This window comes from Pseudoalteromonas sp. SG43-8 (assembly GCF_014164245.1).
Classification (GTDB): Bacteria; Pseudomonadota; Gammaproteobacteria; order Enterobacterales; family Alteromonadaceae; genus Pseudoalteromonas; species Pseudoalteromonas distincta.
The window spans coordinates 18,049-44,911 of sequence record NZ_JACJEX010000009.1 but is presented as its reverse complement, the minus strand read 5'-3'; the positions used below and the strand labels follow the sequence as shown (position 1 = coordinate 44,911).

The window sequence follows — 26,863 nt, the reverse complement described above, 5'->3', positions numbered from 1 at the left end:
TTTGCTTGGCCTTTTTACGTCTTACTAACTTTTATCTAAAATCCCCTTGAATTCGCAACCATTCGACACAAGATTGCAACTACAACGATCCAAACGCCTATATCACGCGTAGACAGTGACCTTACTTGTTAATAACTTAGAATATCTTAGATAGTTTTTATCTTTGCACTAGGGTAGTCGCTTCTATATGATGCGCTCCTTTTTAAAATCAATAGTCAGCAGCCCTCAAGGGAATCAACATCATGTTAAAGCCATTATCAGCCAAAAAAGTAGCACTTAGCCTGGCCGTTTCTTCTGCACTTAGTGCACCCTATTCTTCTGTATTTGCTGCAGAACAAGATGTTCAAGCCGAAAAAAGCATTGAAGTGATTTCAGTAACAGGTACTCGCAGAAACTTACGCAGTATTGCCGAAAGCTCAGTACCTGTAGATATTATTACCAGCGGTGATATGCAAAGTACGGGTCAGCTAGAAATAAGCCAAATACTAGCAAACCAAGTACCTAGCTTTAACTACCCAAGTGCCACTATGGGTGATGGTACTGACCATGCAAAACCAGCTGTTCTACGTGGATTAGCACCCGATCACACATTAGTACTTATAAACGGTAAGCGCCGCCATGCCGGTGCGCTATTAAACTTAGCAGGTGTTGTTGGTCGAGGCTCTACCGCTGTTGATTTGAACATGATCCCAACCTCTGCAATTAAACGTGTTGAAGTACTACGTGATGGCGCAGCCGCACAGTACGGTTCTGATGCAATTGCTGGGGTAATTAACATTGTACTTAAAGATGCCTCAGAAGGCGGCAGCGTTAGCGTAACGTACGGTAAATACGATACTCAAATGGCTGGTGTATCTCAGCTAGAAAGCACCTATGCAGACGCAAACGGCGACTTAGCGTTTAATACCGGTGGCGACAGAGAAGTAAACGACGGTGCAACACGCACTGTTAGTGCAAACTCTGGTTTTGCGTTATCTGATAATGGCTTTGTAAACGTATCAATTGAATACCGCGATAACGACTCAACGCAACGCTCAGGCTTTGACCCACGCGAACAATACAGCCGCCTTGATGATGGCAGCCTAGACCCACGCGAATTTACTATCGATCGTTACAATCACCGTTTTGGTAAAGCAGACCTTGAAGATTACGCGTTGTTTTACAACATGGGTTACGATTTAGATAACGGCTTAAACCTTTATTCATTTGGTAGCTACTCAAAGCGTGAAGGTAATTCAGGTGGTTTTTACCGCCGAGCAAAAGACAGCCGTAACGTTTTAGAAGTGTACCAAGATGGCTTTTTGCCGCAAATTGAAACAGACGTACAAGACTACTCATTTGCACTGGGCTTAAAAGGCGAAACTAACGACTGGACATGGGATGTAAGTACCAACTACGGCCGCAACGACTTTGGTTTCGGTGTTGTAAATAGTATTAACACATCACTAGGAGCCGACAGCCCAACCGAATTTGACAACGGCGCACTGGTTTACGATCAGTTTTTAGTAAACGCAACGGCCAACACCACACTCGATTTAGGCTTACCTGATGACGTATTTTTTACCGTAGGTACTGAATACCGCCACGAAAGCTACAAAATTGAAGAAGGCGAAGAAGCGTCTTACATCACCGCACTTGATAGCGATGGTAACCCAATTGCAGCCGGTGGCGCGCAAGTACTTGCTGGTTTTGGACCAGAAAGTGCGACTGACGAAAGCCGTCATAACATCGCTTTATTTGTTGAGTTTGATACCTACTTAACAGAAAAATGGAACGTAGTTTTAGCGGGTCGTTATGAAGATTACAGCGACTTTGGCGACACATTTACTTCTAAGCTTGCTTCGCGTTACAGCATTACTGAAAACCTATCGCTGCGCGGTGCAATTAGCACCGGTTTCCGTGCGCCATCTTTAGCGCAAAGCTCGTACCGCCAAATATCAACCGTACTTGAGAACAACCAACCATTTGAAGTTGGTCTATTCCCAACCGATTCTGCAGCAGCGCAAGCGTTAGGTGCACAGCCGTTAGATGCTGAAGAGTCAGTAAACGTTACTGCGGGCTTTATGTACACTCAAGGCAGCTTTAGCTTAACTGTTGATGCGTACCGTATTGATATTGATGACCGTATTGTATTGTCTGAAAACTTAGAAGGCGATGCAGTTGTTGAAATACTACAAAATGCTGGTGAGCTAAATACCGAAAGCGTACGTTACTTTACCAACGCGATTGACTCACGCACGCAAGGTGTAGATATAGTTGCCACTTATAACCTAGATTTAGACAACTTAGGTGATTTACGCCTAAACGTAGCCGCTAACTTTAACGATACCGAAGTAACACACGTAAACGACAACCCAAGCGAGCTAAACTCACTAGGCGACGACTACGTAGTGTTTGCCCGTCGTGAAGTAGGCCGCTTTGAAGAAGGCACGCCAGATAGCAAATGGAACCTATCAGCAGTGTGGAACTTTAACGAATGGCAAACAACCCTTCGTGCCACACGTTATGGTGAAGTCGCTGATATATCAACCACAGCTGACCGCGATGAATACCTAGACCCTAAATGGATCACCGACCTAGAAGTGGCATACCGTCCAGACGAATATTGGAAATTTGCCGTTGGTGCAAACAACTTATTCGATCAGTACCCACAAGCCACCGTGGATAACATTGGTTACTCTGACTTTGGCCAAATATTCCCGTACACACCGTATGCACCTTACGGATTAGACGGACGCTTTTTATACGGTAATATTACTTACAGCTTTTAATTAGTTCCCTAATAAAAGCTGAGCAATTATAAAAGGATGCATCGCGCATCCTTTTTTATTAATAGTTAGTTATTTTAACCACTTATTAGTATTTCAACTTTCATAAAAAAACACCACCCTATATAAAACAACAGCTTACATTTCGGCCTCATTTTTGCTCTATATTGTTTATATAAATACAAACAATAAATACCAAAGGACTAAACATGAGCTCATCAACACAATTAAGCATTGCAAAACCACTTTCACTTATTGGCGGCATTTTATTATTAAGTGGCTGTGTATTTCATATATCGCCAAGCGTTGCCTCGGTAAAACAAACTAAACAACTATCACTGCCAAGCAATAATCTTGAATATTTAAATGTGTTAAGCGGCGCAGGTAGCCTTGAAATAAAAGGCTCAAAAACGGCCACCAGCATTAGTGTTGATGCCACTATTTACACAGCCGACATTGAAGACGAATACGAGCTAACGCTCGAGCAAGACGGTAAACAGGCAAAGCTTGTTGCCCAAAATAAAAGCCGTAATGGCATTAGCTTTTACAGTGGCCAATCTCCAAGTATTAATTTAGTGGTTACTGTGCCAAGTAATCTAAATTTAGATATTGATGATGGCTCTGGCGACATTTTAATAAGTGCTATGCAAAGCAATATTGATGTAAAAGACGGCTCGGGGGACTTAACTATAAGCGGTGCTAAAAACCTAACTGTTGACGATGGCTCAGGTGAAGTAAACCTTGAAAACATCGCAGGTAATTTAGAATTAACCGACGGCTCTGGCAGTATTCACATTAACAACGTAAGCGGTAATGCAACTATTGACGATGGTTCTGGCGAAATGCACGTGAGCAACATAACCGGTTCGCTAAACGTTGAAGATGGATCGGGTGATTTAGTGATAAGCCATATAAGCGGTGCAGTAAATGTTGATGATAACTCTGGCGACATGATCATTGAGCATATTGGCTCAAGCGTAACAATTGAAGACGGTTCGGGTGATATTCGCGTTAATCATGCAAAGGGGCTGACTATTACTGAGTCGGGCTCGGGCGATGTAAGTATCGATAATATTAGCGGTTCAGTAAAAGTAGCTGACTAACTTTATTTAAGCGTTATTCAACTGCCATTTAATATACTTTATGCCCTATCAATCAGGGCATAAAACACTCCCCCTCAATGTATAAATGATTCAAAAGTAGCACTGTTTCGCGTTAACTATTTCCAAAAATAATATAAAAAGTACTTATTTGATTTATTTTTTGCTTTATAGCTAATTTCGGTACATATTAGTATTCAACTTATTAAAAGGATATTAATACTATGAAATGGAAGCTCTTAATTCTAATCACGACTCTATTCACGCTTGTTGCATGTGGCTCTGGTGGCTCAGACTCCAAAACAGTAACTAAACCGCTCAGCACTAATACAAAGCCTATTGCGGTTATTACCACCGAGCAATCGGAGTTTAAAGTAAATACCGCCCTCGTGTTTAGCGCAGCACAAAGTAGTGACCCCGATGGCGATGCACTCACTTATCAATGGCAATTAGTCAGCAAAAACGAACAAGTAGAAATACCGATTACGGTTAATAATGAAAGTACCGTTGAGTTTTCAGTATATGAAGCACAAGAGTACCAATTAGTATTAACCGTGAGTGACGGCAAGCTTTCAAGCACACCTGCACAAAAACAACTCACCGTTACTGCAAATACCCAACTAATTGCTAACGCAGGTAGCACACAAACCGTTAAACAAGGTGATGTTGTGCTTTTAAATGGCGCGCAAAGTAGCACAACCAGCGGCGCCATTAATCAATACAAATGGCAGTTTATTACTAAGCCTGTAGCAAGTAATGCAACGCTTGAAAATGCGACTCAAGTTAAAAGCCAGTTTGTTGCAGACGAAATAGGCGAGTTTAAAGTTGAGCTTACCGTTACTGATTCACAAGGTGATACAGCAAGCACTGTCGTACTCATAAAAAGTGAATCGCTTAATTCTAACTCATCACCACAAGCGGTTATAAACGTAGAAAATAAAACAATTGCCCCAAATGAAGTTGTTACACTTTATGGTAACCAAAGTACTGATCCCGATAAAAACGATACGCTTAGTTATGCGTGGGCAATTACAGAAAAACCCCAGGGCAGCACACCAGCTCTTTCAAACATGCAAAATCATACCGCTGGATTTTCAGCGTCAACAGCTGGAGATTACGCGCTTTCACTCACTGTTACCGACCAACAAAACAAAAGCGATACCGCATCAGTTACTTTAACTGTTACCACAAGTAATAAAGCCCCCGTTGCAACACTTGAATCCGAACGTGATATTACGTTAAACGAATCAACCACTTTGCAGTGCCAACAATGTAGCGACCCAGACGGAGATACGCTGAGTTATAACTGGCAATTACAAGCCAAGCCTGTAAATAGTGCATCGCAACTGACTAACAACACATCAGCAACGCCCTCTATTGTTGCCGATAAAGAAGGCGATTACGTTGTAGTGCTTACAGTGTCTGATGGGCAATTAAGCTCAAACCAAGCAACCTCAGTACTGCACGCCAGTAGCAATAAAAAGCCTATTGCTTTAGTAACTTATGAAACCTCCATAACGGTTGATGAACAAGTTTTACTTGATGCCTCAACTAGTTACGATCCAGAAGGCCAGCCACTAAGCTACCAATGGGAGATCATTTCGTCGCAAGGCCAAGCAACGCTTAGCAGTAATACAATATCAAAACCAACGTTTAGCGCATCAGTAGAGGGACAAGTAGTTATTTCGTTACGCACTAACGATGGCGTGCAGTTCTCTGACACAAAAACCCTAACAATTGATGTAATACAAAACGCATTGCCAGTAATTAGCTTCACGGGGGAGCAATCACGCTACGATGTAGTGGGCAATGCAGTTAAATTTGATGTAAGCCAAAGTTACGACCCAGAGGGAACCACTCTCGATTACGCATGGACACTATCAGCCCCTTCAGGCTCGAGTACCAGCTTAAGCAATACAAACCAAAATATTACCGAATTTATCGCCGATATGACTGGTAGTTACACGCTAACCGTTGTAGCAACTGATGCTGATGGATTTTCAAAAAGTGTGCAATTTTCAATTATAGTAACTAACTCTGCACAACTTACCGGTCGTATTAAAGGGCAACTCACTAATGTGCAAAAAGCGGCTATAAGCAATGCACAGCTAACAATTAATGGACAGCAGTACAGCACCAACACAAATGGCTTTTTTGATGAAGAGGTTAATTTAGCGCAAGGCGAAAAAATAACGATAACAACAGCAGATCAAAGGCTTGCAGCTGGGGAATATAACTCTGTAGCAATTACGCAAAGCAACTTTACTGTGGATATAGGCCAAAATAGCATGCCCGTTTTACAGGCTGTTGAGGTTTCGGTATTTGTGTGTGCTGAGTTTTCAGGCCCCGACACCGTTAATTTACGTTTTAACATGGTAGATACACTTTTAGCGTCAGATAGCTTTCAATTTAGCTTTGATCAAACAAAACCACTTACTTTGCAAAAAAGCGGAAGTACCTACCTCGATAGCGAATTGGATATCGACCTACCTGCATCAGCCGAATTTGAAGTAACAGTAATTGAAACAAGCGTTGAAAATACAATCAGCTCAAACATTACTATTTACCATTCTGATTCAGGCCAACCAAGCTCAGCAATTATAAGTATTTGTAATATTTAGTCCCCAACAAGCCCTTCAACATAAAGTGCTATTTTTAGCCCAGTAGTTATAACCATTAGTGTTATAGCTACTGATAAATAAGCAACTTTGAGCCATATAATCCATTGTATTTTATAAGCAGCTAAGCCATTCTAAAAGCCTTGATGTTATTAGGATAAACGCGTGTTAGAAATTGCTTTAATTTACTTAGCAGCAGCCATTGTAGCTGTCCCTATTGCAAAACGAGTCGGACTTGGCTCAGTGTTAGGTTATTTAATTGCCGGTATACTCATTGGCCCTTATGCGCTGGGTGTTGTGGGCGATCAAACAGATGTAATGCACTTCGCTGAATTTGGCGTAGTAATGATGCTGTTTTTAGTGGGCCTTGAACTACAACCTTCGCGTTTATGGACATTACGCCACTCTATTTTAGGGCTTGGCGGCTTGCAAGTTGTGTTAACGGCAGCGGCAATTTTTGCATTTTGTTATTGGTTTTTTGCCATGCATTGGCAAACCGCACTCGCCATTGGTTTAATGCTGGCGCTCTCCTCTACCGCTATTGTGCTGCAAAGTCTTGAAGAAAAAGGCTGGCTAAAGCAAGAAGCCGGACAAAACGCTTTTTCGGTATTGCTGTTTCAAGACATCGCAATTATCCCTATTTTAGCCCTATTGCCATTGCTTGCATTTGCCCCGCAAACTAGCACAAAAGAAATCAGCGATTCGATTATTGCAAGCTGGCCTGTATGGCAACAAGTATGTGTATCGGTCGCGGTTATTGCCGCTATTATTGCCGGTGGTAAATATGTATCGGCCCCGTTATTTAGATACATTGCCCAAACACACATGCGTGAAATATTTACTATTTTTGCACTGTTTTTAGTGGTCGCTATCGCGCTGGTTATGCAAAGTATTGGTTTATCGCCTGCTTTGGGCACATTTTTAGCCGGCGTTGTACTTGCCGAGAGTGAATTTAGACACGAATTAGAAGCCGATATAGAACCCTTTAAAGGCTTACTTTTAGGATTGTTTTTTATAACTGTTGGCGCATCAATTAACTTTGAGCTGCTATTTAACGAGTTTAGTACTGTTATTGCCTTAGTGGTTTTACTTATTGTAGTTAAAGCCTGCATTTTATTTGCCCTTGCCGTTACCTTTAAAATTAACAGCAAACAGCAATTATTATTTGCCTTAGCGCTTGCCCAAGGGGGTGAATTTGCCTTTGTACTGTTAAGCGTAACCACAACCTTAAGTATTTTAACGCCCGAGCAAACCAGCCTTGTTACCTTAGTTGTGGCGGTATCAATGCTAATAGCGCCGTTATTACTTATGGTTTATGAGCAAATACAAAAACGCAGCAGCAGTGCTTTACCTGAGTTTGATAAGCCAGAGCAAATTAGCACCGCTAAGCACGTAATTATTGCGGGCTACGGACGTTTTGGTCAAATTATGGGGCGTTTACTGCACGCGCAAGGCTACGAAATTACCGTACTTGATCACAGCCCTAGCCAAATAGAATTACTACGCCGTTTTGGTAACACCGTATTTTATGGCGATGCCGCACGCCAAGAACTCCTTGAAGCCGCAGGCGCGCACACCGCGCAAATGCTGGTAATTGCAATTGATAACCCCGATAAAACCATTGAGATAATTAAGCTCGCCCATAAAAACTACCCGCAGTTAAAAATTGTTGCTCGCGCAATCGACCGCCGCCATGCGTATCAGTTACTTAATTTAAAAGTAGATGCGTTTAACCGCGAAACCGTCGACTCAGCTATTAACCTTGCTGTAGAAGCACTCGAGTTACTAGGTAACACTAAGCAAGATGCAGAACGTGCTGGTAAGCTATTTAGAGACCACGACCGCGCTGCAGTACTGCAACTTGCTGCATTATGGGGAGACGACGCCAGCTACGGCGTAGCAGTTCGCCAACGTATGGAAGATTTAAAACAAGTGCTGCAACAAGATAAACAAGCACAAAGCGATTTAAATACCTGCGACAGCGGCGATTGCGAAGACGGCTTAACAGAAGTAGCGAGTAAACCTAAAAAGCCTGATGATGCTCATTTGGAGTAGCATCAGATAGTTGAGTTTATATTTTCAATGCGATGGTATTGCCTCGTTAGGAGGCAAATAAATAGTTGCTTATATTTACTAGACTCAAGCAAAAAACAGCTATTTTAGATCTGTTTAAGTGGCTCACGGTTTGTTTGTTTTATTAAGAACTCCGCCTTAGGAACAACCCAACTTTCAGTATTATTACTTTCAGCGATAATTAATAGTGCCTTTACCCCTAGATCGTGCTTTAAAATTCTTCGAGCTGAGTTAGTTTTAGTAGTTGCGGAGTTTGCACTATATCTTTCTAGTTTAATAAAGCCTTCAATTAAATCCTCCGACGATATATTTGAGTCACAGAAAATTTCATAATATTTTACGAATGTCCCCATACCAACACGTTGAATAGCTTTAATTAAATCATCATTATTCATTTAGATTCCTAAATACTTTACAAGTTTTTAAAAATTGGAACGAAGCAATATGGTTTGTGTTACACATCTTAGCGAACCTGCGCACGATTCAAAACACTTCTAATGGGCTTTAAACCGAACCCTACATTTTTATATTAATTTTTAATCCTTAAAAATCCATGCGTATAATTAGAATTTATCGCTTACTCATTTGATGAGCAAAATCAGCTAAAATTTCATCATCAAAGCCCTCATCATGGAGAGATTCCATACTTGACCTTATTTCTGGATCTAATGCTTGAGTCATTCCTTCAAGAACAGAGTCTTCCCTACCTGCCACAGCACGACTTAACCATGTATCAAAATAGGAATCTATGACTTCTTCTTTAACCCTCTCCCACCAATTTTCACCTGACACAGAATGAATACCTTTATATAAATAGCCCACACGTTCGCCATTATCATAGGTGATTAAGTGTACATTCCCAATAGTGGGGCTAGGATAATTACTATCCATAAAAGACTTCCAAGCTTCAAGGTTACCTTTTATCCCAAGCGGAGCACTAATCCAATTTACTTTTCTCATTTTGCCTCTTTCTATCCTTTGTTACACTGATAACCATACACTTCCCGAATACTCGCAACATTAATGATATTGAACTCAGGTTAAGCATATCAAAGACCCTCAAAGAACATTTCCTTATCTCACAAAAAACGTCCCTATTATGTGAACTTCTATTAATATCAAATAGTGTAAATTATTACCAACTATAAATATTATGCGGCGGGTAGTTATTTTGGAAATGAGGGGGGGGAGAGTTACTTTAATAGCTGTTATTTAATCTTAAATACTTAATTGTAGCCCATAGTCGCCTATCTGCTGAAGTATAAGCTTAATCTTCAAAACAGTAAGGTTAACTATGAGCTACAGCATTTAAAACCTAGTGGTGATGTCCACCTTGAATAGCCTCACCCTGCTGGTTATAAAAGCCAGTTGCGCTGTGCTCAATAAAACCTAGGTTTATCATTTTAGCTAAAAACGGGTCGCCTTCGTTATCGCCAATATCGGCGTAGTCGGTGGTTTGAAAACGATCCCACTGTGCAAATTGAGCACTAATTAATGGCTCATCAGTGCTTACCTTATTAAGGCTAAGTAAGGTAGTTGCTTGGCTTTTTTTATTACTAATACTAAATGTTTTAACTAATTTTGAATGCGTATAAAAGGCGAGGTTAAAGTCGTTGCCATTTTCGCTCAGTGTATAGTTTTTTACTTCATCGCAACCTTTGCCTTGTGTGCTTACTAAGGTCATTTTTTCGATTAGGTGGTTATCCACCAGCTGGCTTTTAGCACTCCAGTTTTGTACGCCGCGTACCTCAGATGGTTGGTATTCAATACCGCGTTGCTGGGCGTTAAAATAACGTATTGGTCGTATTTGATTATTAGCTAAGTGCTGCCAAAGCTCGGTTATTACTTCACTTTGATGCGCTACTTGCTGGTTGTTTCGCCAAAGGGTAAGTGACTCGCTACTTTGCTGCGCTTTATGGCTGTTGGTAATTTTATAATCCGCTTTTAATTGCTTGGCATCAATATCACATTGCGAGGCAAAGCTACTTGTACTTACAAGCGTGGCAATTATTAATAACGCTTTTTTCATTTAGCTATCTCTTATTTATATTTCAAGTTTATGGCAATAACATAACGATTATAAATGTCAGTTTAATGACAAAAACCCCGCACAGTATGCGGGGTTTTTTATTTAGATATATTTAACTAAATTTATAACTAGCCGGTATTTATTGCGCTAGTTTTTCGTCTGCGGTTTTTACAAAGTCAGCGGCAAAGTCCATTACATGGAATAAAAAGCTTTGCTCGTTTGTGCCTGTTACCAAGTGTGCACCAGGTCCCATTGCATAAACGCCTACGTCTTCACCGGCATGTGTTTCAGAGCCCATTGGTACCAGTGCTTCTTGATGAAAACCAGGTGTTGTTGTATCAACATCTGTTAAATCAACACGCCCTGTAACCGGTGCAAAGGCGTAACCTGCATCGGCATCAGTCTCGCTACCTAGATTTCTAAAGCCACCACCATTGGTGTAACCAACCGTTGTATAAGGCATATCGTCGGCAGCTAAGCTTGGCTCAGTTGCACCTACTGCAACCACTTTACCTAAAATTGGGTTACCGCGTTTAGGGTAACCGGCAATGGTGAATACATGGCTGTGATCGGCAGTTACAACTATTAATGTTTCTTCTGGGTTGGTGTTTTCCATCGCCACTTTAACGGCTTTGGCAAGCTCAATAGTGTCGTTTAACGCGTTATAAGCGTTACCCGCATGATGCGCGTGGTCAATTCGACCCGACTCAACCGTTAAGAAAAAACCTTGCTCGTTGTTATCAAGTACGTTTATTGCTTTTCCGGTCATTTGTGAAAGCGAAGGCTCGCCTGCAACATCGTTTACGCGGTCAGCTTCGTACTGCATGTGGGATTCGTTAAATAAGCCAAACACTTTAGTGGCGTCGTCACTTATTGCATCAAAACCGGTTTGATCCATTACGTACGTGCCATTTGGATATTGCGTTTTCCACTCTGCGGTTAAGTCGCGGTTATCTGTTCGATCCCCTTCAACAGCACTTACTGCATCGGCTGAATTAAACGCGGCATCTTTTGGTAAAAAGTGACGACGACCGCCGCCCATTACTACGTCAATACCGTCTACATCAACACCACTAAAGCGTGCTTCTAGGTTGGCTTCAAAATTAACCAGTTGCGATGCAATGTCTTCACATGTTGCGGCACTTTCTGGCATATCGGAGATATCTTCCCAGTTACGCTCTGCCGATTTAGCATACGTTGCAGCGGGTGTTGCGTGAGTAATACGCGCTGTAGAAATAATCCCTGTTGCTTTGCCTGCAATTTCAGCAAGCTCTAACGAGGTAACAAGTTCGTGCCCTTTGCCTGATGCACAATTACCACGCTCAACCGCTTCATCAATACCAATAACGCCTGCGTCGGTTTTAACGCCCGATGCCATTGCGGTCATAGTGCCTGCCGAATCTGGCGTTTGCGCATCTACGTTGTATGTTTTTACAAAGCCCGAAAAAGGCATAGTTTCAAAGCTTAACTGGTGATCTTCACCCATTTCGCCCTCTAACTGACCCGCTAAAATACGTGCTGCGGTTATGGTAGAAATACCCATACCATCGCCCACAAATAAAATTACGTTTTTAGCTTTGCCTGATTCTGTAACAATGTTGCTACTGGCTGTTTGTGCAGCGCCTAATTTTGTTTGTGCTTCACTAAACCACGTATTACTAGTGAGTGAGGCTAACTGCTCGGTAGTTAACGACGTTGCAGGTGCATTACACACTAAATTAGTTGAATTAACTTCGTCGCTGTCTAGCACGTCGTTATTATTGATATCTGCGCCTACTTGCGTCTCTACACCGCCATTAATACACTGCTCAGAGCCTACTGCAATAGCGTTATCTACTGCGATAATATTATTTTCATTTTTGTTATCGTCACTCGAGCAACCTGCAAGCGCGACCATTACTGCCAAAGAAAGTACCGTTAATTTGTTCATGTTAGCCGCCATTATTGCTGAGTTAGTTCAAGAGCTTGATTAATTAAATGAAATACAACGTTTTGTTCAATTACGCCCTGTGCTAGCTGAGCACCAGGACCTTTTGCATGTAAAGATATGTCTTCACCTGCGTGTGTTTCTGACCCCATTGGTACAGTTGCTTCTTGGTGAAAACCTGGGGTTGTTGTATCAACGCCATTTAGCTCAACACGCCCTGCTACAGCAGCACTTGTGTAGCTTGCATCAGCATCAGTCTCGTCGCCTAGATTTCTAAAACCTAAGCCATTTGCGTAACCGACTGTGGTGTACGGCATATCGTCGGCGGCTAAGCTTGGAGTAGTTTCGCCTACTGCAACTACTTGACCTAAAATTGGATTACCACGCTTAGGGTAGCCTGCAATAGTAAATACATGGCTGTGATCGGCGGTTACTAAAATAAGGGTTTCTTCTGGGTTGGTGTTATCTACTGCTGCTTGCACGGCTTTAGCAAACTCAATGGTGTCGTTAAGCGCGTTGTATGCATTACCCGCGTGGTGCGCGTGGTCAATTCGACCCGACTCAACCGTTAAGAAAAATCCGTTATCGTTTTTACCAAGCACTTCAATTGCTTTAGTGGTCATATCGGTAAGTGAAGGCTCGCCCGCTACATCGTTTGCGCGGTCAGCTTCGTATTGCATGTGGGATTCGTTAAATAAACCAAATACTTTAGTGGCGTCGTCTGCTATTGCATCAAAGCCTGTTTGATCCATTACGTACGTAGCATCTGGGTATTGTGTTTGCCACTCAGTTACTAAGTTGCGCTCGTCAGTACGGTCGCCTTCTATAGCGCTTACTGCATCTGTTGAGTTAGCCGTTTCGTCTTTTGGTAAAAAGTGACGACGACCGCCACCCATTACAAAATCAAGGCCGTCTACGTCGGTACCTACAAATCGTGCTTCTAGGTTTTTTTCAAAGTTAACCAGTTGCGATGCAATGTCTTCACAGCCACCCGTTACGGCATCTTCTGGCATATCTGATACGTCTTCCCAGTTACGGTCAGCCGATTTAGCATACGTGGCAGCAGGAGTTGCATGCGTAATACGTGCTGTAGAAATAATACCGGTAGATAGCCCTTTAATTTCAGCCAATTCAGTCGCGGTAATTAGCTCGTTACCTGCCACTGTTGAACACACGCCGCGTTCAATATCTTCGTCTACACCAATAACGCCCACATCGGTTTTTACACCCGAAATAATAGCCGTCATCGTGCCTGCTGAATCGGGAGTTTGCGCATCTACGTTATACGTTTTAACTTGTGCAGAGTATGGGAACTCTTCAAAGCTTAAATAACCTTCTTCGCCAGATTGGTTATTACGCTGCCCTTGCAAAATACGCGCGGCGGTAAGAGTAGATATACCCATGCCATCGCCCACAAATAAAATAACGTTTTTAGCTTTAGTGGCTTGTGTAGCCTGCGCTTGTGCTGTTTTTGTTGTTAGTTTAGTTTGCGCAGCGCTATACCAGCTGCTGTCTTTTTGGCTTTGCGGTAGTACGTCAGCATGGCTAACTGCGCTAAACGCAAATGTTAGCGCGATTGCCGCAGCGACTTTTTTAATTTTCATCCGTAATTCCCATTGTTTAGTGGTTATTTTTTGAAATGTGTAAACACAAAAAAGATCAACCGCTGCACTATAGAAAACAGATGTGACTGATAAAGGTAATTTTGATGAAAGTAAGATGACTAAACTATTACAAAAATAAGTCACAAAAAAAGCGCAACGCGTTAAACGTTGCGCTTTTAAGGGAAATTATTGAGGGAGTTATTTAAATATTAAAAACGTGCTTTAAACGATACCCCAAAATAGCGCTCTGCATCGCGCGGTATTTGATAACGGAAGTTATCGCCACTGTAGGTAGTTACGTAGCTTTCGTCGGTTAAGTTTTTAGCAATAAGCGATACTCTAAACGCGTCATCTTTAAACGATAAACCCACACTTGCGTTTAATATACCGTAATCTGGTAATAAAGCAGCTGGATTAAATTCGCCTACGTTGTCTGGTAGGTCTGAGTATTGCTCATCGGTGTAAATGTATGAGCTGTTTATGTGTACGTTAAAACCATGGTCGGTTTCAATAAAGTAATCAGCCGTTAGTGAGTATTTAAGATCTGGCGAAAATGGGACATCTAAACCTGAGCGGTCAGTACACGAGCCAGCAGCTACCTCTGCCGGACAATTAAACTCGTCAATTTCAGCTTTAATATAAGCAACACCACCGGTAAGCGTTAGCGACTCTGTTGCAGCCCACATAAAGTCAACTTCAACACCTTGTGTACTTACGTCGCCCGCATTGGTTAAGCGCGTAATACAGGTGCCGTCTGAACAGTCAAAATTGTTAGCTTGAAAGCCTTCAATTTCGGTTCTAAAAAGAGCCATGTTAAATACAAATTCGCGGCTTGCGTATTTGTAGCCTATTTCATAAGCGTCTGACTCTTCAGGTGCTATTTCACGGCTGTCGTTATCTGGATTAAAGTTATAATAAATATTAAAACCAGGGCCTTTGTAACCTTGCGAGTAAGTACCGTATACCATTTGGCCATCGCCTAAATCGTATTGCATACCTAAACGACCCGATACGTTGGTTTCTTCGGCTTTGCCTTCATCATCTGTATTAAGTGTAGCTGGGCGCACGCCTACACCGGTGCGGCCATATACATCATTACTTACACGGCGATGCGTGTAAGACACTTCATCGTCGGTGTAACGAATACCAAATAAAACACGTAAATCTTCAGATAAATCGTAGGTACCATCGGCAAAGGCTGCCCAGTTATTAAATTCTGTGCTCATAAAAGCAGTGGCCGATACAATATCGTTTGCGTTACAGCTAACGCCTAGGCTTTGTGTGTAACCTTCTAAGTCAGCAAGTGCTGTATCAAGCTCAGCGCCCGATAAGTTATTTTGCGCGTAAAAAGCCATTGCGCTATCAAGCTGGCCACCATTATTTTGACAACTTGCATCGCGGGTAAAGTTACGTTGTGAATCCATGTTCCAATAAAATAAGCCGGCAACATAATTAAATGGCCCAGCTAGGTTTGATGTAACTCTAAACTCTTGTGAAAACTGATCCCATTGCTGTGCACCAATATCATGTAACTGAAACGGCGCACCAAATACCGGCTCGCTGCTGTCGCCTGCAATTGAGGTAAAGTCGCCTTCGCGGTATTCTGTGTTATCCCACGAACGCTGCGCTGTAATTGAAGTATACGTATAGTCGCCAATTGTTTTATCAACTTGCACCGAAAATGCGCTATGTTCGTCAATTGTGCGCGACTCGTAGTCATGGTCAACTTTGCGCTGGTCTAGGTCAATATCGGCTACGCCATCCACAATGCCGTTACTGTTTGGCGCTGCTTTTGAATCAGGATTACGGCCACTTGGCAGGGCTTCTAAGTCGGCACAACAGTCATCATCTGCGTTATAAAACTCAGCTATAAACTTTACGCTTAAGTCGTCCTCTGGCTCGTATTTAAATACAGCACGTGCACCTTCACGGTCGTAACCATTTACTTTTTCGTTGTTGTAAACGTTATCAATGTAACCGTCAAACTTGCCTTTAAATACCGTTAGGCTAGCGGCTAAATCGTCGGTTAAACCGCCGCTTATAACGCCTTTAAAACGGTATTCGTTATCTTGATAAAACGAAGTTTCTACGCTGCCGGTTGTGTCGTACGACGGATCTTTAGTGGTAATATTTACCACACCTGCTGAGGCGTTTTTGCCAAATAACGTACCTTGTGGCCCGCGTAATACTTCAATGCGGTCTACGTCGTATAAATCGGCAAATGCTTGACCCGAGCGGCCAAGTACCACACCATCAACAACAGTTGCCACACTTGGCTCGGCAGCAATACTAAATGAAATAGTACCAATACCGCGCACTGTTAGCGCTGAGTTACGGGTTGTGGTGCCTTTTCTAAAGCTAACCGAAGGAACAAGCGACTGTAAGCCTTCCATGTTATTAGCAAAAGCTGAATTAATTTGATCGCTATTAAGTACCGATACCGCAACAGGTACTTCGTTTAAACTTTGCGTTCTTTTTTGTGAAGTAACGACTATTTTTTCAAATGTATCATTTTTAGCTGTTTCTGTTTTTTGTTGTTCTTGCTCGGTTTGCTCTTGCTGTGCATGTACCTGCGCGCTAAGCGCTAAACCGGTTGTCATTGCTAACGTGACTGCCAAGCTTAAGACGGACTTTTTAGCTCTCATGTCATTCTCCATATTGTGCGTGTGTGCTGTGTGGTACCGCGCTAGCAATTGTGTGGGTTGCTAAAAAGCGGTGTCAGTGTGTGATACTTTCCTTAAAGCTCTTATATCTTATATAAGAGCTTTAAATTTAAACAAACTATCTTACTAATGCAATCATTATGTGAATAAAATGTAATTTTAAATTAAGTAATGAGGATTCAGCCGCATGTTATACGGCCTTTGGAATCCCAATATGCGCTAAGCTATTTTCGTAACGAACCTGCCAACGACGTACACTCCACCAGCTAAGCACTAAAACAGTAGACCAAACAACAACTAAACTTGGTACAAAGTACACACTGGTTCCACCAACCAATCCGAGCGGCGAAAACAATATATACAAGCTAACAATCAAGCCTACTAATACAATTGCGCAAGGTAATGCGTATTTCCAAGGATTAAGGTCTACCTCGGCTTTGCGTGTAAATTGCCATGGTGTTTTAAGGGGTTTGTAGTAACCAATACCCAACATTATTGCCAATTCAATTAAGAACAAAATGGCGTAAATATGAATAAAGTTAATGTCTACATCCCATACAAATTTAAGCAAGGTATAGGCAATAATATGGAATATAATCGCGACTTTAGCGCCCAGTGCAGGCACTTTTCGAGTAAACAAACCAACCAATACAATTGTGATGACCGGAATGTTGTAAAAACCTGTAAACACACGAATAATGTGCCATAAACCTTCAGGTGCAAACATCAATAATGGCGCAGTTATAAACGACAATATGGCAATAACAATACTGGTAATTTTGGCTACTTTTATAAGTTGGCTGTCTGTTACCTTATTTTTTTTCATTGGCTTATAAACATCTAAGCAAAATAAGGTCGCCGCGCTGTTGAGCAATGAATTAAATGAGCTAAATACAGCACCTAGCAATACGGCCAAAAAGAAGCCAGATAAATACTGTGGAAGCACTTCTTTTACCAAATGTGGGTAAGCTAAGTCGATAGTTGGCAGGCTTTCGTGTTTATAAAGATGGTAAGCAATAACGCCAGGGATCATCATCATAAACGGTACTAGCACTTTAAAGTACCCTGAAAACAACACCCCTTTTTGACCTTCAACTAAGTTTTTAGCGCCCAATGTGCGCTGGATCACATACTGATTAGTGCCCCAATAAAACAAATTAGCTAAGATCATCCCTGTAAAAATAGTGCCAAATGGCACGGGATCATCGCTACTACCAATAGCATTGAGCTTTTCTGTGTCGGTGTTTACTAGGGTGCTTAACCCTTCTGAAAAACTACCATCACCCAATGCAATTAAGCCCAGTGTTGGCACTAAAATACCAATGATAAGTAACCCAACACCATTAATGGTATCTGAGACCGCAACCGCCTTTAAACCACCAAATACAGCATAAATAGCCCCAACTGAGCCCACTGTAATAATGGTCACAATTAGGCTTGCTTGGTAGCTCATATTTAATAAGGTGGGTACATCAAAAAGTCTAAGTACGGCAATTGATCCTGAGTACAAAACAGAAGGGATCGTTATAAAACAATACCCTACCATAAATAAGATCACCGTCATGCGTCGTACGGTATCGTCAAAACGATCCCGTAAAAATTCAGGTAAGGTAGAAAACGCGCCCGCTAGATAACGAGGCAAAAAGATCAACGCCATAATAATGGTTGATACTCCTGCGGTTACTTCCCACGCCATTGAGCTTAGGTTGTAACCATAGGCTGAGCCATTAAGGCCAATTAGTTGCTCGGCCGATAAGTTAGTGAGGATCATTGACCCTGCTATAAATGTACCTGTTAACCCACGACCCGCTAAAAAGTAGCCATCTTGGGTGTTAACTTCCCCTTTGGTTTTTTGGTACGAGATATATCCCACCAGCGCCATAAACGCCAAGCACGATAGCAGTGTTATGGTAATGTTCATACCTTCCATCTTGCGCCCCTTTTAGCTTACTTTACTCGGTAAAAAGTAAGCTAATATCTTTATTATTGTGTGTGTTGTGTGTGTTTTATTAAGCCGAGTTTTATTTAGGCCATGCTGTTAATTGGCTCATGTCTTGCTCTGTGTGTTGAACCTCTGGGCCAAGCATTAGGCTGTCGCCTTCGCGTACAAATACTGCCATCTCTTCAAGTGCGAGTGTGTGCTCGTAGTACTTACTCCCTTCGTAAACTTGTTTATCGGGGAAGCGAATCCAATTACCTTGCGGTAAGTAAAACTTAACTTTACCGTTTGGTACTACACACGGCACAACCAGTAATTTTTCACCGCACATAAATTGCTGATCAAAACTATGCGCCAGTACATCATCAGGAAATGCCAATGCCATGGCACGCTGAACCGGCAAGCCTGTTTGCTGCGCTTGCTCTGCACATGTTTGTAAGTACGGAATTAACTGGTAGCGTAATTTAAGTGCTGCAAATACCGCATCACTTGCTTGCTCGGTGTAAGACCACGGTTCGCGAGGACCAATACCGTGTAAGCGCATATGTGCGCTAAATACTGAAGCTTGTGCCCAGCGCACGTAAAGTTCTGCGTCGCGGGTGTCTTTGTAAAAACCACCAATGTCGGTTGCAAAAAATGGCCCACCCGACATACCCCACGCTAAACTGCCACGAATGCTTGCCGCTAAACCCTGCCAATCGGCTTGCGGGTCGCCGCCCCACTGTGCAGGAAAACATTGGCTGCCCGTCCATGCTGAACGGCTGAACAAAAATGGCCCAGTTTTACAGTATTTTTCGGCGGCCTCAAAAACGCAGCGGTTGTACAACATGCTGTAAACGTTGTGCAGCCTAATACCGCTGTCACCACTGTGAGATATCATATTGTCGTCTTCTAGCTGCTCGCCAAAATCCGCTTTTATCATATCTACGCCAAGCTCAAACAAAGGCTTATGCGATTCGAGCCAATATTCGTAAGCATCAGGGTGCGTAAAATCTAAAATACCCGACTCAGGCAGTGGCGTAAGTACTTCGCCAAACGGGCTTAAATCCCACTCGTATTGATACGCTTTACCTGTGCGTTTGTCTTTTATTAGCCAACCGTTTTCGGCCGCTTTAGCAAATAATGGGTTGTTTACCGAGATCATGGGGTATTCCCACACACAAATTTTAAAATCCATCGCTTTTAGTTCATCAAGCACAGGTTTTGGGTCTGCGTAGCGTGTTGGGTCCCATTCAAATGCAAAGCGGGTGTCGGTGTCTTGCCATGCACGGCCATCAAGGGTAATTACATCGCATGGCATGTTTTTCGCGCGTACTTCGCGGGCTACACTAAGTAATTCGTCAGCATCTTTGTAATACGCTTTTGATAAAATAACACCAAAACTCCACTGCGGTGGTACCGGTGCAAAACCTGTTAGCTCGCAGTAACGGTTGATGCTTTGGGCAGGTGTTTGCTCTTGGTATAAAAATACATCTAGCGCGTCGTCTTCAACTAAACATACATATGCGCGTTGCGACCATAACGCATAACCTACACCATGTGTAACAGGCGCGGCTGTATGTACAAATAAATTCCAGCCTTCTGGGCTCCATGCATACGGGGTATTTTTATAAGACTTTTCGGCGTTAACACCTAGCGCATCGTGGTTGTATGAACGAATAAGTTGGCCGCGTTTATCAAGCTTGCCCCATTTTTCGCCAAGACCATACACGGCTTCGTCGTAGTTAAGCTCAAGACTTAAAATCCAGCCGTTATCGGTTTTAGCCAGTGGCGGTAAACGATGCTGGCGTACAAAGTGACCATCAGTTGCTGATTGCTGTACTAGCTCATCGTTTTTATAAAGTTTGAAATGAAAAGGGTCACTGTAAAACTCTAGGCGGTATTCGCCACCACTTACACTGTAATCATTATTGTTTTTGCTAAGTGTAAGGGGGCATTCTGATGGGGTTGTGGTTAATATTTTAAACTGCTCGTCATGCGTGGTGCCTGCATTTAAACGTAAGCCAAACTGGCTAATCGTTACGCTAATATCACCAAACTGAGTGGGCAAAACCAGCACATTACCTTGTAACTTTGGCTGTGCGGTTAAGCGTGCTGGCTCTATTGCGTTCCAGTCTGGCTCACGTAATTCAAATGCATTCATGGGAGTTCCTTAACCAATTATTAGTCTTGTATAAGACACAAGTTAAATAATTGTAATCCCCATGTCAACGTAAATAAACTCAAGATGAATTATTTACGTCGCGATTTTTAAAATATACCCGGCGCCGATGTTGCCACCAGCGATATACCACTTAGGCCAAGCAATACAATTGCTATAATACGTACCCATTTAGCGTCAACGTAGGGCGTTAATTTACGAGCAAAATGCGTAACTAGCAACACTAAAGGAATAGCCGCTGCAATTAAAAACATAATGTCGAGCCCAGGCAAAGTACCAAATAAAGCGATACCTACACGTACTAGTCCACCAATAGTAAATACCGCTAATAACGTACTGCGAATAGCTTCAATAGACCAACTTTGCTTATAACACTGAAACACAAGCGGCGGCCCTGAGGTTGAAAACAACCCACCAAGTAACCCACTTACTCCACCGGCTATTAAAAATGAACGAGGACGACTTTGTTTATTTGCACGCTCGCGGCCAATCAGCATTAAAGCGCAGCAAAGCAAAATGCTTACACCTAAAGCAAAATTTAAATAGTGTGTTAAATGCGACGACATATACTCAAGTAGCACAAAACCTAACAGCATTAGTGGAATACCGGTATACAACATAAGTTTTAGCTCGGGTACTTTTACCGAACTGCGGTTTTTAACGACCACGGTTGTTGAATTAACTAACCCCAGCAAACTCACTAAAAATGTAGTTGCCGTAAGTGGTAATACATCAAGCAACGTAAAGCTTGCAACCACCAGCAACCCAAAGCCAAACCCGCTAAGAGTTTGCATTACAGTGGCAAGGCTTAGGCACAGCGCCATAAGCAAAATGAGTTCAAAAGATATACTGAGCACTTTTAATTCCCTAAGGGTGAGCTATTGTAGTGTAACGATTTGTTTTTAGGCATAATGTATATTTTGCGCCTATTAAACACTACAGCAGTAGTTCACGTTTAATTGAGCTAGCGCAAATATGCGTAAAAGGTTTCACCTATGCTATAACTACAGGTGGATTAAATTTAATGGTAAATAATAATGAGTAACTCTATGTTTGATCACAAATTAAGTGGACCAAGCTTGGCTTTTCAACCACTTTACTTACAAGTGGCTGATTATATTAAACAGCTCATTGTTGAAAGACGTTGGCTACCTGGCGAAGCACTACCAAGCGAATTTCGCCTTGCTGAAGAATTTAACGTAAGCCAAGGTACAGTTCGTAAAGCACTAAACTTATTAACCGACAATAAAATAGTAACTCGTCGCCAAGGCGTTGGTACGTTTGTATCAGAGCATACTGCGCAAGATGCCTTATTTAGGTTTTTTCCGTTACAAGCAGACGGTAAAGGTGCCGATTTACCAAAGGCTGAACTGCTATCGGTTGAGCTTTGTGCAGCGCCAGTTGAAGTAATAGAAGCGTTACAACTCAATAAAAAAGACAAAGTTACCAAGCTTGTTCGTAGGCGCATTCTTAATAACGAATTTTGCATGAGCGAAACTATATACCTACCGCAAAGCTACTTTCCTGATATACATCAAAGCAGTGATATTCCGCATACATTGTACCATTACTATCAGACCAAATTTAACCAAACTGTACACAAAACCCAAGACAGTATTAAGGCCGTACTTGCTACAATGGATGATGCCAAAATGCTTGCTATAAAAGCTGGCGATCCACTGCTGTTGGTATCACGCATTACCGAATCAATCGAAGGTAAACGTATTGAATACCGCCAAAGCAAATGCCGTAGCGATCATTACCACTATCAAATTGAACTTGATTAATTAAAAGCGTGTTTAGTGCTAAAAACCCACTTTAGCGCATAATAATTAAATATTTTTTAAAGGCAGCAAACGCTGCCTTTTTGCTGCCTGTAGGTTTTTTAACTGAACCATTTACTGCTTTGCTGTTAACACAGTATTGACACTGTTTGATTCGTATAATAACTTATGTCTTATACAAGACCTAAGTCATTATGCATTTTTAACAGGAATTCCCAATGAGTTCATTAAATAATATCCCTCCAGTAGGGTTCGGTTTATGGAAAGTCGCGCAAGAAGATTGTGCACAAACGGTATACCAAGCCATTAAGGCGGGTTACCGCCATCTTGATTGCGCATCAGACTACGGTAACGAAGAACAAGTAGGCGATGGCATCGCCCAAGCATTAAACGATGGCTTATGTACCCGTGAAGAATTATGGGTAACATCAAAACTGTGGAATACCTTTCATGCACCAGAGCATGTTGGCCTCGCGATTGATAAAACACTGAGTGATTTAAAGCTAGATTACCTAGACTTATACCTAATTCATTTTCCGATTGCGCAAACATTTGTGCCAATAGAAACCCGCTATCCACCAGAGTGGTTTGTTGACCCTACAGCGCAAAACCCACAAATGGAGCTTTCAAAAGTACCATTGTATTTAACGTGGCAAGCAATGGAAGAACAAGTACACAACAACAAAGCAAAACGCATTGGGGTATGTAATTACTCAAGCGCACTGCTTCACGATTTAATGACCTACGCAAATATCAAACCCGCTATGTTGCAAATTGAGTCGCACCCTTATTTAACGCAAGAGCGATTAGTAAGACTCGCAAAGCAGTACGATATTCCGGTTACTGCGTTTTCACCACTGGGTGCGCTTTCATACCTTGAGCTAGAAATGGCTGATAAAGCTGAATCAGTTCTTGAGCAAAGCGTTGTTAACGCGGCTGCACGCAATCATGGCAAAACGCCAGCACAAGTAGTTCTTCGCTGGGGCGTGCAACGCGGCACTGCCATTATTCCAAAAACATCAAAACTTGAACGCATGAAAGAAAATCTCGCACTGTTTGATTTTGAATTAACAGAGCAAGAAATGGCGCAAATTTCTGCGCTTAACAGTAATCGCCGGTTTAACGACCCTGGGCACTTTTGTGAAGCTGCCTTTAACCGTTTTCACCCAATTTACGATTAGGATAATAAAATGTCAGCTACCGAAATTAACTACGCCTCAGTGCCAACTCAATTAACGTTTGATGACTCGGTTTTTCCGTGCATTGTGGTTAATAACAATAACGCCAGCACCGTTGAAGAAGCGGTAGCTTTCATTCGCGCAAATAAAAGTGAATTGGCTAAAAAACTTCGCAGCTCAGGTGCTGTGTTGTTTCGCGGCTTTCCTATAAATAGTGCCGAAACCTTTGATACTTTTTCAGCCGGGTTTGACTACACAAACTTTACCTATAAAGAGTCACTCTCTAACGCGGTACGAATTAATTTTACCGAACGTGTATTTACAGCTAACGAAGCGCCAAAAGATGTAGAAATATACTTGCATCACGAAATGGCGCAAACGCCTATTTCGCCAAGTAAGTTGTTCTTTTTTTGTAAATCGGCCGCTGAAGAAGGCGGTGCTACACCTCTTTGCCGATCAGATAAATTATTTAGTGCGTTAAAAGAATACGACAGCAAGCTTGCCCATGACTTTGAACACAAAGGCCTAAAATATACCACCTATATGCCAGCCGCTGACGACGCAACATCAGGCCAAGGCCGAAGCTGGAAAAGTACGCTAAGTGTAGAAACCAAAGACGAAGCACACAATAAATTAACCGAACTTGGTTACGAGTGGGAATGGCTTGAAGACGGCTCACTAAAAGCCGTTACACCGGTACTGCCTGCTGTAGTAACTCTTGAAAATAACGTACAGGTTTTTTATAACCAACTGATTGCCGCTTACATGGGCTGGAAAGGTGTACGCGAAAATCCATCAATCGCCATTACTTTTGGCGATGGTAGTGCAATACCTAAAGCAGGACTTGATAAAATTGTTGAGCTTTCTAAAGTATTTACCTTTGATCTTGCATGGCAAGACGGTGACGTTGCTTTAGTTGATAACGAAATGGCTATGCATGGTCGTCGCCCTTTTACAGGTGAACGTAAACGCCAAGTGTTAGTAGCACTTACCGCAGCTAAAGCGTAATGCAGCGCTTAAGTGGTAAATTAAGCAGTAAAATATCACCTTTATGGCAAGGCGCCAGCATTGCTGCAATGACTGGCCTTGCCGCTTTATTTTTGAGTGAGCATTACGGCGCGCCAGCCATGCTGTTTGCTTTGTTACTGGGTATGGCAGTCTCATTTTTGTATCAAAGCGATAGCCCTTGCGCCAAAGGTATCGACTTTACTGGTACCACGGTTTTGCGCGTCGGTATAGTACTGCTAGGCACACGCATAGCACTGGGAGATTTAGTAACACTGGGTTGGCAAACAGCACTTATGTTAGCGGGCGCCATATTTACCACTATTATTTTAGGTGTAGTGCTAGCGCGCGTATTTGGCTTACAAAAACGCTTTGGTGCACTAACAGGTGGCTCGGTTGCTATTTGTGGAGCGTCTGCTGCGCTGGCTATCTCGTCTATTATGCCAAACAGCGAACATAAAGAACGCGATACCCTATTAACCGTTATTGGCGTAACAGCTATGTCGACTCTCGCTATGATCCTCTACCCTATTGTGGTTAATTATCTTGAGTTTGACGCCCATAATGCAGGCGTATTTTTAGGTGGCACAATACATGATGTAGCCCAGGTAGTGGGTGCAGGTTATTCGGTATCACCCGAGACAGGCGATATAGCAACTCTAACTAAGCTAGTACGTGTTGCAATGCTACTACCCGTTGTACTTATTATGATGGTCGTTATTAATCGCTCAAATAAAGAAAAACACGGAGAGTTACCTAAAGTACCTGGGTTTTTAATTGGCTTTGTAATACTTATGGTAATAAATAGCTGCTTTTCAGTTCCTACAATAGTACTTGAAACCGCTAACGAACTTTCGCAGTTCTTTTTAATTGCTGCTATTTCAGCCATAGGTATGAAAACTAATTTAGGAAAACTAACCGAAGTAGGTATGAAACCCATTATTTTAATTGTGGCTGAAACACTTTGGATTGCGTTATTAATACTTGGATTTGTAATTTGGAGCTAAAGAATTACATTATTTAGGGTATATCTAAAAAAATTTAGTAGGTAATTAGGTCATGTTTCAACCAATTAAAAGCTGTATTTTGCCTACTCTAAAACTACGCACAAAAACAAGCTTAACGCATTGATTAAACAAAGCTTACCTTTATTTTAAAAGTATAAAATATCATCTTAATCATAACTAGTTAGTTAAAAAAACAACAAACAAATAAAGTACTTACTCTAAAATAAATTTACAATAGGGCTTGGTATATACTTTAATTTACTGTTATCCTGCCTCGCATCGGGTTGACAGAAAACCCTATTTATTTGTAAGTACCACGTTGTTTTAGTAATAATCCTTCGCGTTATCCTCAGTTAAATGTATGTTTTCTTCCTGTTAAATTGCCTAATTTAAGGCGCACTTTTATTAATCCTTAGGATACTATTATGTCTACAACTACAACTGGTACAGTTAAATTTTTCAACGAAGCAAAAGGTTTTGGTTTCATCGAGCAAGAATCTGGTCCTGATGTTTTCGCACATTTCAGCGCAATCTCTGGCGACGGTTTCAAAACTTTAGCTGAAGGCCAACGTGTACAGTTTACTGTTACTCAAGGTCAAAAAGGCCCACAAGCCGAGAACATTGTTAGCATCTAATTGCTACACAATTTAATGGGTTAGCAATAACCCATTTTGAATACTAGTTTGAAAGAAGTTTTGTTTTATTTGTTAGTACCGAGTTGTTTTAGTAATAATCCTACGCGATATCCTCAAATTAACTATTTTTTCCGGCTCAATCGCCTCTTTTCAGGCACACTTATATTAATTTTTTAGGATACATATTATGTCTAATACAACTACTGGTTCAGTAAAATGGTTTAACGAAGCAAAAGGTTTTGGTTTTATCGAGCAAGAATCTGGTCCTGATGTTTTCGCACATTTCAGCGCAATCTCTGGCGACGGTTTCAAAACTTTAGCTGAAGGCCAACGTGTACAGTTTACTGTTACTCAAGGTCAAAAAGGCCCACA

19 protein-coding genes are annotated in these 26,863 nt (G+C 41.9%); 10 read left to right on the top strand and 9 right to left on the bottom strand.

What is annotated here, in order from left to right; genetic code table 11:
• The first annotated feature begins 242 nt into the window (after positions 1 to 242).
• From H5122_RS15020 to H5122_RS15005, 4 genes are all read left to right on the top strand, one after another.
• Positions 243 to 2,771 carry a TonB-dependent receptor gene (locus H5122_RS15020; RefSeq protein ID WP_220487787.1) on the top strand — a complete coding sequence of 843 codons (2,529 nt, stop codon included), beginning with the start codon at positions 243 to 245 and terminating at the stop codon, positions 2,769 to 2,771.
• Positions 2,772 to 2,977: 206 nt separating this feature from the next.
• Positions 2,978 to 3,871 carry a hypothetical protein gene (locus H5122_RS15015; protein ID WP_182682600.1) on the top strand — a complete coding sequence of 298 codons (894 nt, stop codon included), beginning with the start codon at positions 2,978 to 2,980 and terminating at the stop codon, positions 3,869 to 3,871.
• A gap of 221 nt (positions 3,872 to 4,092) precedes the next feature.
• A complete protein-coding gene (locus H5122_RS15010; protein WP_182682599.1) occupies positions 4,093 to 6,489 on the top strand; it encodes a PKD domain-containing protein in 2,397 nt (798 codons plus the stop codon).
• A gap of 162 nt (positions 6,490 to 6,651) precedes the next feature.
• A complete protein-coding gene (locus H5122_RS15005) occupies positions 6,652 to 8,541 on the top strand; it encodes a monovalent cation:proton antiporter-2 (CPA2) family protein (protein ID WP_182682598.1) in 1,890 nt (629 codons plus the stop codon).
• A gap of 104 nt (positions 8,542 to 8,645) precedes the next feature.
• Here H5122_RS15005 and H5122_RS15000 read toward each other — a convergent pair whose 3' ends face one another.
• The 9 genes from H5122_RS15000 to H5122_RS14960 all read right to left on the bottom strand — a co-directional run bounded on the left by H5122_RS15000 (position 8,646) and on the right by H5122_RS14960 (position 21,739).
• The gene (locus H5122_RS15000) at positions 8,646 to 8,954 is read right to left on the bottom strand and encodes a hypothetical protein (RefSeq protein WP_182682597.1); all 309 of its coding nucleotides are present in this window, start codon (positions 8,952 to 8,954) and stop codon (positions 8,646 to 8,648) included.
• A 175-nt stretch (positions 8,955 to 9,129) separates the two neighbouring features.
• Positions 9,130 to 9,519: a hypothetical protein gene (locus H5122_RS14995; protein ID WP_182682596.1), complete on the bottom strand. Its 390-nt coding sequence runs from the start codon at positions 9,517 to 9,519 to the stop codon at positions 9,130 to 9,132.
• Positions 9,520 to 9,874: 355 nt separating this feature from the next.
• The gene (locus H5122_RS14990; RefSeq protein WP_182682595.1) at positions 9,875 to 10,588 is read right to left on the bottom strand and encodes a hypothetical protein; all 714 of its coding nucleotides are present in this window, start codon (positions 10,586 to 10,588) and stop codon (positions 9,875 to 9,877) included.
• Between the two features lie 139 nt (positions 10,589 to 10,727).
• Positions 10,728 to 12,518 (bottom strand): alkaline phosphatase, encoded by a 1,791-nt coding sequence (locus tag H5122_RS14985; protein ID WP_182682594.1) that lies wholly within the window; start codon positions 12,516 to 12,518, stop codon positions 10,728 to 10,730.
• An 11-nt stretch (positions 12,519 to 12,529) separates the two neighbouring features.
• On the bottom strand, positions 12,530 to 14,119 hold the full coding sequence (locus H5122_RS14980; RefSeq protein ID WP_039486975.1) for an alkaline phosphatase: 1,590 nt from the start codon (positions 14,117 to 14,119) through the stop codon (positions 12,530 to 12,532).
• 209 nt (positions 14,120 to 14,328) lie between these two features.
• Positions 14,329 to 16,764: a TonB-dependent receptor gene (locus H5122_RS14975; protein ID WP_182682593.1), complete on the bottom strand. Its 2,436-nt coding sequence runs from the start codon at positions 16,762 to 16,764 to the stop codon at positions 14,329 to 14,331.
• 208 nt (positions 16,765 to 16,972) lie between these two features.
• Positions 16,973 to 18,712: a solute:sodium symporter family transporter gene (locus tag H5122_RS14970; RefSeq protein WP_182682592.1), complete on the bottom strand. Its 1,740-nt coding sequence runs from the start codon at positions 18,710 to 18,712 to the stop codon at positions 16,973 to 16,975.
• 91 nt (positions 18,713 to 18,803) lie between these two features.
• Positions 18,804 to 20,864, bottom strand: coding sequence for an alpha-xylosidase (locus H5122_RS14965; RefSeq protein ID WP_182674528.1), 2,061 nt, complete (start codon positions 20,862 to 20,864; stop codon positions 18,804 to 18,806).
• 107 nt (positions 20,865 to 20,971) lie between these two features.
• Positions 20,972 to 21,739, bottom strand: coding sequence for a sulfite exporter TauE/SafE family protein (locus H5122_RS14960; protein WP_310735974.1), 768 nt, complete (start codon positions 21,737 to 21,739; stop codon positions 20,972 to 20,974).
• A 180-nt stretch (positions 21,740 to 21,919) separates the two neighbouring features.
• Here H5122_RS14960 and H5122_RS14955 point away from each other — a divergent pair, with 180 nt between their 5' ends.
• The 6 genes from H5122_RS14955 to H5122_RS14930 all read left to right on the top strand — a co-directional run.
• Positions 21,920 to 22,669, top strand: a complete 750-nt coding sequence (locus H5122_RS14955) for a GntR family transcriptional regulator (RefSeq protein WP_182682591.1) — start codon at positions 21,920 to 21,922, stop codon at positions 22,667 to 22,669.
• Positions 22,670 to 22,884: 215 nt separating this feature from the next.
• Positions 22,885 to 23,847, top strand: coding sequence for an aldo/keto reductase (locus tag H5122_RS14950; protein WP_182682590.1), 963 nt, complete (start codon positions 22,885 to 22,887; stop codon positions 23,845 to 23,847).
• Between the two features lie 9 nt (positions 23,848 to 23,856).
• Positions 23,857 to 24,852 (top strand): TauD/TfdA family dioxygenase, encoded by a 996-nt coding sequence (locus tag H5122_RS14945; RefSeq protein WP_182672127.1) that lies wholly within the window; start codon positions 23,857 to 23,859, stop codon positions 24,850 to 24,852.
• A complete protein-coding gene (locus H5122_RS14940; RefSeq protein WP_182672128.1) occupies positions 24,852 to 25,856 on the top strand; it encodes a YeiH family protein in 1,005 nt (334 codons plus the stop codon). Before H5122_RS14945 ends, H5122_RS14940 begins: the two co-directional genes overlap by 1 nt.
• A gap of 425 nt (positions 25,857 to 26,281) precedes the next feature.
• A complete protein-coding gene (locus tag H5122_RS14935; RefSeq protein ID WP_024595869.1) occupies positions 26,282 to 26,491 on the top strand; it encodes a cold-shock protein in 210 nt (69 codons plus the stop codon).
• A 187-nt stretch (positions 26,492 to 26,678) separates the two neighbouring features.
• On the top strand, positions 26,679 to 26,863 hold a 185-nt coding region (locus tag H5122_RS14930), incomplete at its 3' end, for a cold-shock protein (protein ID WP_182712997.1).